The sequence below is a fragment of the Flavobacterium soyae genome, assembly GCF_021245985.1.
Classification (GTDB): domain Bacteria; phylum Bacteroidota; class Bacteroidia; order Flavobacteriales; family Flavobacteriaceae; genus Flavobacterium; species Flavobacterium soyae.
On record NZ_JAJQXA010000011.1, the window covers coordinates 1 to 17,478 of the forward strand.

Here is a 17,478-nt window from a genome sequence, read left to right on the forward strand (position 1 = left end):
ATGTAAAAGCATTTTTCAAATCTCACAAGCTTTTTCTAATCTTTTTTCTGAAAAATTTTTCAGTTTTGATTTTCATTTCTTGCCAGTGTTTCAGGGAACGTCTTTCGCTGTTGCGGGTGCAAAAGTACACAACAATTCCAGTTACGCAAGCCTTTTCTCAAACTATTTTTAATCTTTTTTATAAACCGCTGGTTTTGCGTTTTTTACAACGCAAAGTTTTTTTCATCGTTTTATCTCTATTGCGGTTTTTAGCCATTTTGCCCTGCTTGGTCCGGTTCTGCCGCGAAGGCAGTAAATCTCGAAGTCTGGTTTTTTCGGGGTTCTTTTTAATCTCGCAGAGACGCAAAGACGAAGAGTTTTCTTTTTTTTCTTCGTTTTTTCTTCTGAGATTGTCTTTTCCTTCGGGAATTTTATTCTGGAAACTCATGCCCCAGTCCCGATAGTAGTGGAAATCCTTTTATGTTGGAGTTCAAAATAAAAGATTGGAACGGATAGCGGGAAATAGCTCCTTATTGAAAGTAAATTCCAAATTTTTTAAATTCCAAACTCAAAAGGGCTTCGACTTCGCTCAGCCGGACATTACTATATAGTATAGTATCGTGAATTAAATTTTCTTTATACGTGACGTAGACGCACTGCTGTGCGTCTCTACGGAAAATTGGGATTCAATTTATCTATACATATATATGTATAAAAAACAAACCCGACAGGTTTTTTAAATCTGTCGGGTTCTTTGAATGAAATTTACACTCTTATATATATTATTTTTTATTGAGTTCCTTGGCTTTTGTTTCCCAATGTTCCATAAGGTTATTATAATTTACAGGGTTGGCTGGAGTTTGATTCAATAGACGTCCAGATTCAAATGCTCGTACCAGGATTGTTTCTATCAAATAATCTTCGTTTACTTCGTAGGGTTTGTATTCAGTCTTTAAACTTATATCGAATAAATTGGCTGTTGTATTTGAAACGAAGGCTTTGAAACCACTTTTTAGGTTTTTGATTAACTCATAAGTTGTTTTTCCGGTTTGGCGATGCACTAGTTTTACAAGAATCTGCCCTTGTTTTCTGGAAAGCTTTTTAAGTCTGTCTTCGAATTCATTATTAAGGTAGTCCTCTACAATCTTAAAATATTTCTTTTTTTCACGATTGGTTTTCAATCGCGCCATTCCATTATTAAGTGCTGTCAATCTATCTGCAGCCAGTCTTGCATACGGATACACTTTATAAACTCTGTTTTGCAGGATCTGAAACTGCTTCATTTCCTCGGCACTCATCTTTTCTCCTTTCGAAATGATTATCTCAGGGAGCTGAATTGTATCACTCAAAATAGAGTCTTGCTCGGTTAATATATAACCCATTTCCTGATTTTCTTTTGGAGTAACCTGGGCTTGACTTGTAAATGCAATCAATACTAAAAACAAAATACTATAGGTAAATCTCATGGAGTCTTAATTTAAATGTAAAATTATATATTTATACACAACTCTAATACCAAATTTATAAATTAGCGCAAAAATATTTTTATGAGTACAAAATCTATCTTAAATGATACTTCTGTTGCTTTCCTGGAAAGCTATCTAAATAACGCTTCGCCGACTGGTTACGAAAGTGAAGGGCAAAAATTATGGATGAATTATTTAAAACCTTATGTTGATACTTTTATTACTGATACATATGGCACGGCTGTGGGAGTTATTAATCCAGAGGCTCCTTTTAAGGTTGTAATTGAAGGGCATGCTGATGAAATTTCATGGTATGTAAATTATATTACGGATGATGGTTTATTATATGTAATAAGAAATGGTGGTTCTGATCACCAGATTGCTCCTTCTAAAAGGGTTAATATTCATACTAAAAAAGGAATTGTAAAAGGTGTTTTTGGATGGCCGGCAATTCATACCCGTTTGCGTGATAAAGAAGAAATTCCGAAACTAAGCAATATTTTTATTGATTTGGGATGCGAAACTAAAGAGCAGGTTGAAGCAATGGGTGTTCATGTGGGTTGTGTGATTACTTATCCTGATGAATTTATGATTTTGAATGAAAACAAATTTGTATGCCGCGCAATTGATAACAGAATGGGGGGTTTTATGATTGCTGAAGTTGCTCGTTTATTGCATGAAAATAAAAAGAAACTTCCTTTTGGATTATATATTGTAAACTCGGTTCAGGAAGAAATTGGTCTTCGTGGTGCTGAAATGATTGCACATACGATTAAACCAAACGTTGCAATTGTGACTGATGTTTGTCACGATACCACTACTCCAATGATTGATAAAAAGGTTGAAGGTGATTTAAAAATGGGAAAAGGTCCTGTTATTGCATATTCTCCGGCAATTCAAAATAAACTTCGCGATTTAATTGTAAATACTGCCGAAGAAAATAAAATTCCGTTTCAGCGTCATGCAACATCGAGAGCAACGGGAACTGATACTGATGCTTTTGCTTACAGCAATGGCGGTGTGGCATCGGCTTTGATTTCTCTTCCGTTGCGTTATATGCATACAACGGTTGAAATGGTTCACAAAGAAGATGTAGAAAATGTGATTCAGCTGATTTATGAATCGCTTTTGAAAATAGAAAACAATCAGAGTTTTTCTTATTTCCAATAATATTTTTAGAAACATAAATTCGGCTGTTAAAATAAACAGCCGAATTTATAAACAAACAAAGCATGAAAATTTTACTACTCGAAGATGATTTTACTTTATCCAAAGAAATCTCCGCATTCTTTACTATTAAAGAATTCGAGTGTATACCTTATTATGATGGTTCTTTATTATTAAAAAAATATTTTCCTTACGAGTATGATTTAATCATTCTCGATATTAATGTTCCCGGAACAAACGGCATTGATGTTTGCAAAGGAATTAGAGAGGTTGATAAAAAGACTCCTATTATAATGTTGACGGCTTTTAGCGAAATTGAAGATAAACTCGCTTCTTTTGATAATGGCGCCGATGATTATTTGGTTAAGCCTTTTCATTTTGACGAATTATACGCTAGAATTTTATCTTTATTAAGGAGAAAGGAAATTCCGCAGCAAACAGAAAAGAAAATCATTATTGAAGATTTAGAAATTCTGGAAGAGGAAATGAAGGTTTTTCGTTCTGGTGAAGAAATTAAGCTTACTCCAAAAGAGTTTAAACTGATTTTAATTTTGGCTCATGCCAAAGGAAAAGTTTTGTCAAAACAATTTATTGCTGATAAACTTTGGGATTATCATATCGAAACGAATCAAAATACGATTGAAGTTTATATTAATTTCCTTCGAAAAAAAATTGATAAAGATCACGAGATAAAACTTATCCGTACCAAAATTGGCTACGGATATTATTTAAGCAACGAAGAATGACTTTAAAAAACAGAATATCACTTTTAGTAAGTTTACTGTTTACAATCCTTTTTGGGTTAGCTTCTACGGTGATTTTTGTTTTGTATTCTAATTTTAGAAAAGAAGAATTTCGGGATCGTTTAGAGATTAAAGCACTTTCGAACATTAAACTTTTAGTTAATGTAAAAGAAGTTGATGATCAGCTTTTGAAAATTATCGATCAAAACTCAATCAATAAGTTATATGACGAAAAGACTTTGGTTTTTGATTCTCATTTTAAACTTATTTACAGCAGTATTGACGATGCTAAAATAAACTGGTCTGTTGAGGATTTAAAATATCTAAAAAAACATAAAACCTTTTTTAAACAGCAAGGTGATTATGAAGTTTATGGTGTTTTTTATGATACGAAGGATAAAGATTTTTATGCTTTAATTTCGGCTACGGATGATTACGGAAAGAGAAAACTACTTTTTTTGAGATATACTCTCATTATATCTTATATTCTATTTACATGTATCTGCTGGGTTTTAACTTCATTTATGGTTAAAAAAGCCATGAATCCGCTGAGTTTATTTCATCAGAAAATAAAGAATATCAACGAAAATAATCTTGATACTCGTATTGCTTCAAAAAGTAATAAAGATGAAATTGATTTGATTGCCAATGAATTTAATTTCATGATGGATCGAATTGAGGTTTCCTATCAAAAGCAAAAAGAATTTACAGCTCATGCATCGCACGAACTTAGAACGCCTCTTTCGAGAATTACCGCTCAAATAGAAAATACAGTTGCTGATCCTGCAACATCTGCAAAAGGAAAATCTTTCTTAACTACTATTTTATCTGATGTAAATCATTTAACGGAATTGATTAGTTCTTTATTGATATTGTCAAAAATTGATAACAATAAAAATAACGAGGACAATGAAGTTCATAGAATGGATGAAATTCTATTCTCTGCTATTGAAAATTTAAAGAAAAGCTTTCCTGATTTTGTCATTTTATTTGAAATTGAAGAAAGCGACAATTTAGATACGGCATTAGAAATTAAAGGAAATAAAAACCTTTTGGAGATTGCTTTAATTAATGTTTTAAAAAATGCTTGCGTTTACTCAGATAATAAACAGGCTTTAGTAAAAATAAGCACTCAGGAAAATCATTTGGTTATTTCAGTTTTAAATACCGGAAAAACTTTAAGTGAAACGGAACAAAAAAATCTTTTTCAGCCTTTTATGCGCGGAAAAAATTCTAAAGGAACATCTGGTTTTGGTCTTGGTTTACGTATTGTAAACCGTATTTTAACGCTGCACAAATCTTATATAACTTACAGTATACCAAACAGTAAAGAAAATTTATTCCAATTATTCTTTCATTAATATTTTATTTTAAGCTAATTTTAAGGTAGATTTTAAGCACTCTTAAAGTCTGGCGATAGCATATTTGTACAAAATAAAATAGATACAATGAGAAAACTATATGCATTATTACTACTTGTACTCTTTAATCAGGTAGTCATGGCTCAAAAAACAATCACACTTCAGGATTGTGAGAGTCAGTTTCTTAAAAATAATCTTTTTTTGTTAGCATCTCATTATAATATCGATGCCGCAAAAGCAATGACCATTCAAGCCCGAATATGGGACAATCCAACAATTACTGCAGAATTAAATGCCTACAATCCTGAAAGGGATAAATTCTTTGATATTGGGAAAGAAGGACAAAAGGTATTTGGTATCGAGCAGTTAATTTATTTAGGCGGAAAAAAACGCAATGAAGTTAAACTGGCACAGACTAATGAACAATTAGCAGAGCTTCAGTTTAATGATTTGCTTCGAACATTAAAACTGCAATTACGCCAGAGTTTTTACACGGTTTATTACAACACTAAAAGTCTTGAAATAACAGATAAACAGCTTGTTCATATTGAAGACTTAATCAACTCCTACTCTATTCAGGCTCAAAAAGGAAATATTCCTTTGCGAGATGTTGTTCGTTTACAATCTCTGTATTTAAATTTTAAAAATGAAAGAATGGAAGTTGTTAATAGCAGCATTGAAGAGCAGGCAAATTTAAAATTGTTATTGAATTCGACTGAAACGATAATTCCGGATATTTCTAAAGACGATTTTAATAAATACTTAAAAGTTATTCCGTTTGATTTAAAATCTCTTGAATACGAAGCGATTGCCAATCGTCCTGATTATTTAGCTAAACAAAAAGAAATTGAAGCAAATGAATTGAATGTTAAATGGCAAAAATCTCTTTCAGTTCCTGATCTTACATTAGGTGCAAACTATGATCAAAGAGGCGGCGCATTTAACAAAGAAGCTAATGTTACTATTGGAATTCCGCTGCCGCTTTGGAACAAAAATAAAGGAAATATTAAAAATGCTCAGGTCGTCTTAGCTCAATCAAAAGTAGAAAAACAAAATTTTGAACTTCAACTGGAAACTGAAATTACATCGGCATGGAATAAATGGGACGAATCCCGTAAAAACTATGCGGTTATTAAACCTACTGTAAACTCAGATTTTGAAGCTGTTTACAATGGAATCTTAACCAATTTTCAAAAGCGAAATATCAGCTTATTAGAATTTACAGATTTTATGGAAAGTTATAATCAGGCTAATATTCAGCTAAATGAATTGAAGAAAAAACTGGCTCTATCTGGTGAAGAATTTAATACTACCATCAACAAGGATTTATTTTAAAATTAAATAATAATGAAACATACACTAATTATAGGAATTGCAATTGTAAGCTTATCGCTTACCAGCTGTAAAAAGGAAGTAGAAAATCCTCAAACTAATACTTCTTTCGCCTTAAGCGATAGTATGCTAAAAACTACAAGTACAGCAACTGCAGAAAAACAAACTGTAAAAAACGAATTGAATTTTTACGGAAAAATCACAGCCGACAATAATAAATTAATTGACGTTTATCCGCTTGTTGGTGGAAATGTGGTTAAAGTAAATGTTGAACTTGGAGATTATGTAAAAAAAGGACAAGTTTTAGCAACGATAAAAAGTACCGATGTTGCTGATTTCGAAAAACAGTCTATCGATGCTAAAAGTGATTTACTGGTTGCAAAAAATAACTTAAAAGTGGCAACAGAATTATTTGATGGGAAATTAAATTCTGAAAGTGATGTGCTGCAGGCAAAAGCTGAAGTAAATAAAGCCCAGTCTCAATTGAGTAAAATTCAGGAAACTTATAAAATCTATAATATTAAAGCGGGTTCTATTTATGAAGTAACAGCACCAATCAGCGGGTTTATTATTCAAAAAAGTATCAATCAGGATATGCTTTTACGTTCTGACCGTTCTGAAAATATTTTTGATATAGCTGAAATCAGTGAAGTTTGGGCTATGGCCAATATTAATGAAATCGACATTAATAAAATTAAACTGGGAATTGATGCCAATGTAACAACCTTAAGTTATCCTGATAAAGTTTTTAAAGGAAAAGTAGATAAAATTTTCAATGTAATTGATCCTGAAACCAAAGCTATGCAGGCGCGTATTAAACTTCAAAACCCTGGTTTTTTATTGAAACCTGATATGAATGCGAATATTAAATTATCATATAACGAAAATCAAACAATGATTGCAATTCCAAGCAATGCGATTGTTTTTGATAAAAATAAAAATTTTGTTATGATTTTTAAAGATCGTCATAATATCGAAACAAGACAGGTTGAAGTTTACAGAGTTGTTGGCGACACGACTTATATTTCAAGCGGTTTAAAGGAAAATGAAAAAGTCATTACTAATAATCAATTATTTATTTATCGCGCTTTAAACGATTAAGACATGAACAAATTCATACGAAATATAATTGCTTTTTCGCTTAAGAATAAAGCATTTACCTTTTTTTGGGTTGGAATATTGGCGGTTGCCGGATTTATTTCCTTCAAAAATATGCCTATTGATGCTTTTCCCGATGTAACGAATACTCAAATTATCATCATTACGCAATGGAATGGTAAAAGCGCCGAAGAAGTAGAACGTTTTGTTACTACTCCTATCGAGATCTCAATGAACTCGGTGCAGAAAAAAACAAGTGTTAGGAGTATTACCATGTTTGGTTTATCAGTTATCAAAATTATTTTTGATGATGGTGTTGATGATACTTTTGCTCGCTTTCAGGTAAACAATTTACTTAAAAATGTAACACTTCCAGATGATGTTGAACCAGACGTTCAACCGCCTTATGGACCAACTGGTGAAATTTTCAGGTATATTGTAAAAAGTAATAGCCGCGACAGCCGCGAATTGCTGACTTACCAAAACTGGGTTATCGACAAACAATTACGTGCAGTTCCGGGAGTTGCTGATTTGAACGTTTTTGGAGGACAAACAAAAACTTATGAAGTTGGTGTTGATCCGGTAAAATTGGCTAAATACAATATTACGCCGCTTCAGGTTTATAATGCTATTGATGCCGGAAACTTAAATGTTGGGGGTGATATTATTGAAAAAAACGGACAGGCATTTGTAGTTCGAGGTGTTGGACTTCTTAAGTCGATTCAGGATATTGAAAATATTATTGTAGATGACGCTGGAGGAAATCCAATTTTGGTAAAAAATGTAGCTTCTGTTTATGAAAGCTCGATGCCAAGAGTCGGGCAAACCGGAATTGGTAAAAATGATGATGCCGTTGAAGGGATTGTTGTAATGCGTAAAGGAGAAAATGCGCAAGAAACTTTAGCCTTGATTAAAGATAAAATAAAGGATTTGAATGATAATGTTCTTCCGAAGGATATTAAAATTGAAACTTTTTATGATCGTGATAACTTAATGAATTTCACTACCGAAACGGTAATGCATAATTTATTTGAAGGTATTATTCTGGTTACGTGCGTTGTGTTTCTTTTCATGGCCGACTGGAGAACTACTTTTACGGTTTCTATCGTAATTCCGCTTTCTTTATTATTTGCCTTTTTATGTTTGAAAATGATGGGAATGAGCGCCAACTTACTGAGTTTAGGTGCGGTCGATTTCGGGATTATCATTGATGGTGCGGTTGTAATGGTCGAAGGATTATTTGTTGTACTCGATCACCGAGCGCATCAATTAGGAATGAAAGCTTATAATAAAATTGCAAAAGGAAGCATTATTAAGAAAACAGGAACAGAAATGGGTAAAGCCATCTTTTTCTCTAAATTAATTATTATTACCGCTTTACTACCCATATTTTCATTCCAGAAAGTAGAAGGAAAAATGTTCTCTCCCCTTGCCTATACGTTAGGTTTTGCCTTAATGGGAGCATTACTTTTTACCTTGACTTTGGTTCCGGTTTTATCTCATATTTTATTGAATAAAAATGTAAAAGAAAAAAATAATCCGTTTGTAAACTTTTGGGACAGAAATGTGGCAAAAGGTTTTGCCTGGACATTTAAGCATAAAGTAAAAACTTTAGTTATTTCATTAAGTGTGATTGCTGCTACTTTTTTCTCTGCAACTTTTTTAGGAACAGAGTTTTTACCTCAGTTAAATGAAGGTGCATTATGGGTAACGGCTGAATTACCGATGAGTACTTCGTTGCCGGAAAGTGTGAAAACTGCGGCAATGATTAGAAAAGATCTGGAAAGTTTTCCTGAAGTTAAAAATGTGCTTTCGCAAACCGGACGAAGTAATGACGGAACAGATCCAAATGGATTTGGATTTATTCAGCTTCAGGTTGATTTGAAACCAAAATCAGAATGGACACGAAAAATCAGTATGGATGAATTAATTAATGAAATGGATAACAAACTGAAAGTTCATCAAGGAATTACGTATAATTATTCTCAGCCTGTAATTGATAACGTTGCCGAGTCTGTGGCTGGTTTTAAAGCTTCAAATGCGGTTAAGATTTATGGTGATGATTTAGATAAATTAGATGAATTGTCCAATCAGGTTCTGGAAAAAATTAAAAATATTCCCGGTATCAAAGATGTCGGAATTCTTAGAAATGTCGGGCAGCCGGAAATTAGTGTAATTCTGGATCGAGAAAAAATGGCTGCTTACGGCGTAACATTAAGCGATGCACAGGCAGTTTTAGAGTTGGCTTTTGGAGGAAAAACAGCAACACAAAAATATGAGGATGAAAAGAAATTTGATGTTCGAGTTCGTTTTTCTAAAGAATATCGTAAAGATGAAGAAGATTTAGCCGAGTTAAAAGTACCAACCATAAGCGGTGCAAAAATTCCATTGAAAGAAATCTGCGACATTAAAACGATAACTGGTCCTGCATTTATTTACAGAGATAATACAAAACGTTTTATTGGAGTAAAATTCTCTGTTCGTGACCGAGATTTAGGAAGTACCATTGCCGAAGCACAATCTAAAGTGGCAGAAGTAAAAATGCCGCCAGGATATACAACAGGCTGGACTGGAGAATTTGAAAATCAGGTTCGTGCAAGTGCGCGTTTAGCTCAGGTTGTACCAATCAGTTTAATTGGAATATTTGTGCTTTTGTTTATTTTGTTTGGAAATATCAAAGATTCGCTGTTAGTTTTAACTAATGTTCCGTTTGCTGTAATTGGAGGAATTATTGCTTTGCACTTAACCGGAATGAATTTCGGAATTTCGGCAGGAGTTGGATTTATTGCTTTACTGGGAATTTGTATTCAGAATGGTGTAATTCTGATATCAGAATTTCATCATAATCTCAAGGCAAAATTCTCACTTGAAGAATCCATTTTTATGGGCGTAAAAGCCAGAACAAGAGCCGTAGTTATGACTGCGCTTATGGCTTCGATAGGTTTAATGCCAGCAGCAATTTCAACAGGAATTGGTTCTGAGTCTCAAAAACCTCTTGCAATTGTTATTATTGGAGGTTTGGTAACAGCAACAATCCTGACGTTATTAGTTTTCCCAATTTTATTCTGGATATTCAACAAGAAAAAACATGCTCCTATAGAATAGAGGTATTTAAGATAGAATTAATTTGGTTAGGTTAATTTTGGTTAAAAAAAGAAAAGAGACTGTCTCAAAGGTCAAGACAGCTCTTTTACTATAATTATTTGTTTGTTTTTAAAGCAAACTTAACTTGTTTCTACAAATGAAAGAGGCTGTCTCAAAAGTAAAATCAAGCTGTTGAGAATCGCGTAAATGGAAAATTTCTCCGATAGGTATCCGAATAAAAAAGAGGTTGTCTCGACTTTTGAGACAGCCTCAAGAATATAACTTGTTATTTTTTGATTTCGGGTTTCATTCCATTAGGAATGTTTCATAGGTAGAAAAAATAGAGGTCATCCACATTTACGTTCCGTAGGAACGTTTGATTTTGACATCGTTTTTTAATAATCTGGTATATCAAACGTTCCTACGGAACGTAAACGATAATAATAATATAATTTCTACCTATGAAATGTTCCTACGGAACAAAGAAACGTGTAAAATAAATAGGGGCTGCTCTGACTTTTGAGACAGCCTCTTTTTGATTTCTGGAATTATTAAATAAAAAAACAGCCTTCCGCTCAAAGAAGGCTGTTTGTATACTAACTCAAACTTTTTAAACTATATTATTTTAAATCTTTCAAAAGTGCAATAGCTTCAGTTGCATTTGATAATTGTGCATATTTTAAAGCTGTATATCCTTTTTCATTTTTATCTGATGGACGAGCACCAGCTGCTAATAAAACTTTAATGATTTCTGCTTTGTTATAACGGGCAGCAGTCATTAATGGAGACATATCATCTGCTTTTTCGTTTACATTAACTCCGTATTCAATAAATTTCTTAACAGTATCGATATCTCCTTTGCTTACTGCAACTACCAGAGGTGTTCCGTCATCGTATACAGCTGATACTGCAACTTGATTTTTAACAGCAGATGTGTTATTTGAAGCTGCTGCAACATTTGCAAATGTTACTAAAGCTAATCCTAAATAAATAATTGAATTTTTCATAATGATTGGGTTTGTTAAATTGATTGATAAATATTTGATTGATAATGAATTGATTTTAAATCCTTGACAAATGTAATCTAATTTCAGTACATTGCATTACAAAGTACCTTGTTTTAACTAATTCTTAACGTTTTATTAATGAATTCGAAATATTGACTTTCTAAAATTGAAATTCTATATAAAAGACGCTGCAAATGTAGAAATGTTACACGAATTCAAATATTTTTTCAATTTTGACAGCAGATTTTTTAAGAAAAATTAAAAGCAATACTCTATCTTTTTAACTATACAGTATTATTATGCGCAAAAAAGACAGAAATTTTTCATTAAAACAAAATTTTTAAGCAAGATTTTGTATATTTCTCACTAAAATAAAAAACTTTCAATACAAATACATAAAGTAAGAAAAATCATAATATATAACGAAATAGTTTTCCTTTTTTAACATATCAAAAAACTTAAAAAAGGCAATTATCGTAATGATTCCTTCTTATAAATATTTTTAAAATCAGTTACTAATTTTGTATTTGATTTGTTTGGTTCTTATAACATAGAATTTTGGCTTCTTTTTTGACATTTTTATCAATCTGCGCAAAAAGAAAATGCCCTGTTATCATAAATATTGATAACAGGGCATTTTTTATTTGAAATAAACTTCATGGCTTAAAGGTTAGTTTAAGCCAAAGAATTACTATTTAGAGGCTAAGTATTGTAATACGTTTTTATTAATACGCTGGTCAATATTATCAATGTCTGCTTTCACGAATTTTTCTCCTAAAATATTCTCATACAATTCAATATATCTTTCAGAAACTGATTCAATATAAGTATCTGTCATATCAGGAATCTGCTGTCCTTCCTGACCTTGAAAACCATTTTCGATTAACCAGCGGCGGACAAATTCTTTAGAAAGCTGTTTTTGCTCCTCTCCTTTTTCTTGTCTTTCAGCATATCCTTCAGCATAAAAATAACGAGAAGAATCCGGTGTATGAATTTCATCAATCAAAACAATAACGCCGTCTTTAGTTTTTCCGAATTCATATTTAGTATCAACTAAAATTAATCCGCGAGAAGCAGCTATTTCAGTTCCTCTTTGAAATAAAGCACGAGTATATTTTTCTAAAACCAAATAATCTTCTTCTGAAACAATTCCTTTTGCCAGAATATCTTCGCGAGAAATATCTTCATCATGTGAACCATTATCTGCTTTTGTAGTTGGTGTAATAATTGGTACCGGGAATTTATCATTTTCTTTTAAACCTTCTTCCATAGTTACGCCGCAAATTTGTTTTCTTCCTGCTGCATATTCACGTGCTGCGTGTCCCGAAAGATAACCGCGAATTACCATTTCTACTTTAAAAGGCTCGCATAAATGTCCAACAGCAACGTTTGGATCTGGAGTTGCAATTAACCAATTCGGAACAATATCCTGCGTTAATTCCATAAATTTTGTCGCTATCTGATTCAAAATTTGTCCTTTGTACGGAATTCCTTTTGGTAAAACCACGTCAAAAGCCGAAAGTCTGTCAGTTGCTACCATTACTAAAAGATCGTCATTGATGTTATAAACTTCTCTAACTTTTCCGCGGTAAACTGATTTCTGATTCGGGAAATTAAAATTGGTGGTTGTAATTGTATTACTCATTATCTTAGTTGTGTTGTTTTTTATGAATGCAAATTTAAAATTATTTCAGAGAGTTACATCATCAAAGAAAAAGATAAATAAGAAATATGATAATTTGTATTTGGTTTGCCACGAATTACACAAATTTTCATGAATTTTTTAGCAGCTAAATCGGTTTGATTACTTCAATAAATAATTCGTGGAAATTTGTGTAATTAGTGGCAAAAAAACTCTAGACTAGTTCTTTGTCTAATATTTTTGAAGCAATATATCTTGCTACTCCATCTTCGGCATTTGTTTTAATAACTTCTAAATCTGGCAAAGTTTCTTTTAATAGTGCTGGAGCATTTCCCATAATTAAACCTTTTCCAGATGCTGATAACATTTGAAGATCATTGAAACCGTCTCCAAATGCAACTGCTTCAGACAAAGTAAAACCTTCTTTTTCTAAAACCTGCTCAATTGCAACAGCTTTATCTATCGATTTGTCCATAAATTCCAAACAAGTTGGTAAACTAAAAGCATGGTGTAAATATTCTGATGAATTGGTTAAAACGGCATCTTTTAGCTTTACTAATTTTTCATGGTTATCACATGAAAAGAATATTTTAATAGCTTCAAAATCTTCCAGCGTTTTATAATCTACTAATTCTGGGCGGTATTTTAATTCCGCTTGAAAAGAATTAAGTCTTTCGTTCCATTTATTAGTCTGCCAAACATTTTCTTTAAATAAAACAACAGTGATTTCAGAGTCGATTTCAACATTTAAAGCTGCTTTTACAATATCACTATCTAAGTTAAATGCAAAAAGTTCTTCTTTATTTGGCGAATGAATTCTTGCTCCGTTTGAACTCACTAAATAAACGGGAACTCCAAGCGTTTCAACAATAGCCATTGCATCAAGATGATGGCGGCCAGTTGCAACAACTAAAAGATAACCTTGATTGTGAAGTTCCTGAAAAATTGATTTGGTATAATCTGAAATTTTGTGCTGAGTGTTGAGTAAAGTTCCATCTAAATCACTTACTACAACTTTTATATTTTTAAGTTTTGTCATATCAATATCAAATATTTATGATGTGCAAATTTACGGCTTTACGCTCAGCTGAGCAAAGATTACAAGCCTTGAAAGCCAAAAATGAGGCAAGTTTATTATTTATTTAACTATTCCGTTAAATACTGCATTTTAAACAATTAAACTTTAATAATTCCAGATTTGTATAAATTTATTGCTTTCTGAATAACCAATCCAATCTGTTCTAAAGGCAAGTCTTCCTCAGAATTAAACATCATAATTTTCATTCTGGAACGCTTTTCCTGAATCAAAAAAGATTCTTTAAAATGTTTTCCTTCTACAATTCCAATATATGGCTGTTTCAGTTTTTTATGAATCCATAAATAGCAGAACATTTTTCCTTTATAGCAGAAAAATGGCATTCCGTATTTTAAAACATGTGTAATGTCTTTGTCTTGTTTTAAGATAATATCTTTTAATGCCAGAAATGTTCCTTTTATGGGTTCTTCTTGGTTTAGGTAGAAATCATCTAGTTGTTTCATTTTTTTTGATATAAAAAATATTCGTTTTACTCAGTTCTAAATAACATGAATAAAACGAATACTTTATAGCTTTATTTATTCTGCCACAGATTAAAAGATTAAAATGATTTTTATAATCTGTGAGAATCTTTTTAATCTTTTAATCTGTGGCAGAATTTATTAAACATTCACTAACCATCTACACACGAAATTAGTCGTGGTTTTCTATTTGCTTATAAGCGTCGATTACCTTTTTGACTAATCTGTGGCGTACGATATCTTTATCATCAAGATAAATAATTCCGATGCCGTCTATATCCTTAAGAACCAAAATGGCTTCTTTAAGACCCGAAATAGTTCTGCGTGGTAAATCGACCTGACCAGGATCTCCCGTAATCATAAACTTGGCGTTTTTTCCCATACGGGTCAAAAACATCTTCATTTGTGAGTGCGTTGTATTCTGCGCTTCATCCAGAATTACAAAGGCGTTATCTAGCGTTCGCCCGCGCATAAATGCCAAAGGCGCAATCTGAATAATTCCTTTTAAAATGTAATCTTCGAGTTTTTCGTTTGGTAACATATCTCTCAAAGCATCATAAAGAGGCTGCATGTAAGGATCTAGTTTTTCTTTCATATCGCCGGGTAAAAAACCAAGGTTTTCTCCTGCTTCTACCGCCGGACGCGTTAATATGATCCTTTTTACTTCTTTGTCTTTAAGTGCTTTAACAGCCATTGCAACACCCGTGTAAGTCTTTCCTGTTCCGGCAGGTCCAATTGCAAATACCATATCATTTTTTCTGATTGTATCTACCAGTAACTGCTGGTTGGGTGTCATGGCTTTAATAATCTTACCGCCAACTCCGTGAACTAATATTTTGTCATGATCGTATGCTTTTTTTTCATCCTGACCATCACTCATTATTACACGTTCAATTACATTATCATCAATGTTGTTGTATCTGGTAAAATGAAGCATAAGCCTCTGAAATCTCTTTTCGAATTCATCTAAAACATCTTTTTCGCCAAAGGCTTTTAAAGTTGTCCCTCGCGCTACGATTTTAAGCTTTGGGTAGTACTTTTTAATTATTTCAAGATGAGAATCCTGCGCGCCCCAAAAGTCTTTTGGAGCGATGTCTATAAGCTCGATAATTCTTTCGTTCAAATGAGATAAATTTAAATTAAAAATAAATTTGTTTTGTAAATCTATTGCTGTCGGGTATTTTTTTAGTTCACAGTTTGCAGTCGCAGAATGCAGCAGCAGTTTTTCTCAAAAAAAATTAACTCTATATTTTAGACTGATAACTGAAACTGAAAACTGAGACTATAATAATTGTATTTTCTTTCTTTCAATTTGCATTTACTATTACTAGATTTGCATTTCTCAAATTTAATGAAAATTCGAGTTAAATACTATCAATAGTTATAAACAAAATGATGTCAATAATTACCCTCACTACTGATTACGGCTTAAAGGACCACTTTGTTGGTTCGCTGAAGGGTAAAATCATTTCTGAACTTCCAGATGCAAAAATCATTGACATTTCGCATGACATTGATCCATTTAACACAGCCGAAGCAAGTTACATTATTGGAGCCTCTTATTTGTGTTTTCCAAAAGGGACAGTACATTTAATTGGAGTTGATATTGAACGCAATAAAGAGAACCAGCATATCGCTATGCAATGGAACGATCACTATTTTATTTGCGCCGATAACGGAATCTTAAGCATGCTTACGCAGAAGATTGTACCGCAAAAAATTGTAGAAATTAATATTCATGACCGTTTTCCTATTGAATTCAGCGATTTGGATATTTTTATTCAGGTGGCCTGCCATATTGCAAAAGGCGGTTTACTGAATGTTATTGGCAAAGAAATTCCAGCAGTTAAAGAAGTAACCGAATTACAAGCTGTTGTTGCTGCAGATGGAAATTCATTAAAAGGCTACGTTATTTATATTGATCATTTTGGGAACGTTGTTACTAATATTTCAAAACAACAATTTTTAGAAGTGGCAAAAGGGCGTCCGTATGAAATTGTGATGAAACCTAAAAGTATCAAAACGATTCTGCCAAATTATTCTGACATTGCAACTTCAGACAAATATCCAATTAAAACTTATGAAGGTGAAAAACTGGCGATTTTCAATGAAGCTGGTTTTCTTGAAATTGCTATTTTTAGAAGTAATCCTTCTAAAGTGGGTTCTGCAAATAGTTTGTTGGGATTGAATTATCGTGATGTAATTACGATTAAGTTTTCGTAATTAATTTTAGATTTTAAAGTTCAGACTTTAGATTAAATGGCTCGCAGATTTTGTGGATTGAACGGATTTACACTGATGTTTATTCACTTTATTGTTATTCTCAATTATTCATTGCCTTATAAACATAGCCCATGGTTTCAACCACGGGAACGCATTCTGAACACATTATTATACGTATCGTGATATGCATAGTGTTCCCACGGTCGAAACCGCGGGCTATATTTGAAATACTTTATGATATCACTGCCTAAAAAGTATGTATTATAATATTTTATTTTTTCTTAAAAAGAACAATCAATTTTGGTATTTTTGCGCACCTGTAAACGATTTTCAATCTAAAATCTAAAATCAGAAATCTAAAATTATAATATGTTCGTAAGAATAGTAAAAATGAGTTTTCACGAAGAAAAAATTCCTGATTTTTTGGAGAATTTTGAATCGGTGAAAGATAAAATACGAAATGCAGACGGAAATCGTTTTTTAGAATTGTATCAGGATAAAAATGATAAATGTATTTTCTTTACCTATAGTTATTGGGAAACCGAACAAGATTTAGAAAACTACAGACAGTCTGAATTATTTAATACAGTTTGGGATTTTACAAAGAAATTATTCAAGGCAAAACCAGAAGCGTGGAGCGTTGATAAACTGGTCAGCTTAAATTAATGAACGATTTAATCGCAAAGAGCGCAAAGATTTATATTAAAAAGGTTTTATAAAAACGCAAAGTTCGCAAAGCGTTGAGAAAAAAACTTTGCGAACTTTGCGTAAAACTTTGCGCTCTTTGCGGTTAAAAAAACAATTACACGATTAAACAAA

The 17,478-nt window shown here is 32.4% G+C and carries 15 protein-coding genes; 9 read left to right on the plus strand and 6 right to left on the minus strand.

Annotated features, from left to right (window positions below; genetic code table 11):
- On the plus strand, positions 1-443 hold a 443-nt coding region (locus LUU93_RS14550), incomplete at its 5' end, for a hypothetical protein (protein ID WP_232681874.1).
- A gap of 318 nt (positions 444-761) precedes the next feature.
- Here the strand turns inward: LUU93_RS14550 and LUU93_RS14555 are convergent.
- Positions 762-1,445 (minus strand): DUF4294 domain-containing protein, encoded by a 684-nt coding sequence (locus tag LUU93_RS14555; RefSeq protein ID WP_232681875.1) that lies wholly within the window; start codon positions 1,443-1,445, stop codon positions 762-764.
- 81 nt (positions 1,446-1,526) lie between these two features.
- Between LUU93_RS14555 and LUU93_RS14560 the strand changes: the two genes are divergently transcribed.
- The 6 genes from LUU93_RS14560 (at position 1,527) to LUU93_RS14585 (ending at position 10,251) form a co-directional block, all read left to right on the plus strand.
- On the plus strand, positions 1,527-2,615 hold the full coding sequence (locus tag LUU93_RS14560; RefSeq protein WP_232681876.1) for a M42 family metallopeptidase: 1,089 nt from the start codon (positions 1,527-1,529) through the stop codon (positions 2,613-2,615).
- A 62-nt stretch (positions 2,616-2,677) separates the two neighbouring features.
- Positions 2,678-3,358 (plus strand): response regulator transcription factor, encoded by a 681-nt coding sequence (locus tag LUU93_RS14565; RefSeq protein ID WP_232681877.1) that lies wholly within the window; start codon positions 2,678-2,680, stop codon positions 3,356-3,358.
- The gene (locus LUU93_RS14570) at positions 3,355-4,716 is read left to right on the plus strand and encodes a sensor histidine kinase (RefSeq protein ID WP_232681878.1); all 1,362 of its coding nucleotides are present in this window, start codon (positions 3,355-3,357) and stop codon (positions 4,714-4,716) included. The genes LUU93_RS14565 and LUU93_RS14570 overlap by 4 nt, the downstream gene beginning before the upstream one ends.
- Before the next feature lie 87 nt (positions 4,717-4,803).
- Positions 4,804-6,051, plus strand: a complete 1,248-nt coding sequence (locus LUU93_RS14575) for a TolC family protein (RefSeq protein ID WP_232681879.1) — start codon at positions 4,804-4,806, stop codon at positions 6,049-6,051.
- A gap of 12 nt (positions 6,052-6,063) precedes the next feature.
- Positions 6,064-7,149, plus strand: coding sequence for an efflux RND transporter periplasmic adaptor subunit (locus LUU93_RS14580; protein ID WP_232681880.1), 1,086 nt, complete (start codon positions 6,064-6,066; stop codon positions 7,147-7,149).
- Positions 7,150-7,152: 3 nt separating this feature from the next.
- Complete coding sequence (locus LUU93_RS14585; protein ID WP_232681881.1) at positions 7,153-10,251, plus strand: efflux RND transporter permease subunit; 3,099 nt, start codon at positions 7,153-7,155, stop codon at positions 10,249-10,251.
- Positions 10,252-10,850: 599 nt separating this feature from the next.
- Here the strand turns inward: LUU93_RS14585 and LUU93_RS14590 are convergent.
- The 5 genes from LUU93_RS14590 to LUU93_RS14610 form a co-directional block, all read right to left on the minus strand.
- Positions 10,851-11,237, minus strand: a complete 387-nt coding sequence (locus tag LUU93_RS14590) for an ankyrin repeat domain-containing protein (protein WP_232681882.1) — start codon at positions 11,235-11,237, stop codon at positions 10,851-10,853.
- Positions 11,238-11,928: 691 nt separating this feature from the next.
- The gene (locus tag LUU93_RS14595) at positions 11,929-12,882 is read right to left on the minus strand and encodes a phosphoribosylaminoimidazolesuccinocarboxamide synthase (RefSeq protein WP_232681883.1); all 954 of its coding nucleotides are present in this window, start codon (positions 12,880-12,882) and stop codon (positions 11,929-11,931) included.
- A gap of 211 nt (positions 12,883-13,093) precedes the next feature.
- Positions 13,094-13,918, minus strand: coding sequence for a Cof-type HAD-IIB family hydrolase (locus LUU93_RS14600; protein WP_232681884.1), 825 nt, complete (start codon positions 13,916-13,918; stop codon positions 13,094-13,096).
- A gap of 137 nt (positions 13,919-14,055) precedes the next feature.
- On the minus strand, positions 14,056-14,418 hold the full coding sequence (locus tag LUU93_RS14605; RefSeq protein WP_232681886.1) for a DUF1801 domain-containing protein: 363 nt from the start codon (positions 14,416-14,418) through the stop codon (positions 14,056-14,058).
- Positions 14,419-14,608: 190 nt separating this feature from the next.
- Entirely contained in the window at positions 14,609-15,559 is a 951-nt protein-coding gene (locus LUU93_RS14610; protein ID WP_053472652.1) for a PhoH family protein, read from the minus strand.
- A gap of 272 nt (positions 15,560-15,831) precedes the next feature.
- On the opposite strand from LUU93_RS14610, the gene LUU93_RS14615 reads away from it, so the two are divergent.
- Together LUU93_RS14615 and LUU93_RS14620 are read left to right on the plus strand one after the other, a co-directional pair.
- Positions 15,832-16,659 carry an SAM hydrolase/SAM-dependent halogenase family protein gene (locus LUU93_RS14615; protein ID WP_232682052.1) on the plus strand — a complete coding sequence of 276 codons (828 nt, stop codon included), beginning with the start codon at positions 15,832-15,834 and terminating at the stop codon, positions 16,657-16,659.
- A 369-nt stretch (positions 16,660-17,028) separates the two neighbouring features.
- On the plus strand, positions 17,029-17,325 hold the full coding sequence (locus LUU93_RS14620; protein ID WP_232681887.1) for a putative quinol monooxygenase: 297 nt from the start codon (positions 17,029-17,031) through the stop codon (positions 17,323-17,325).
- Positions 17,326-17,478 lie beyond the last annotated feature (153 nt).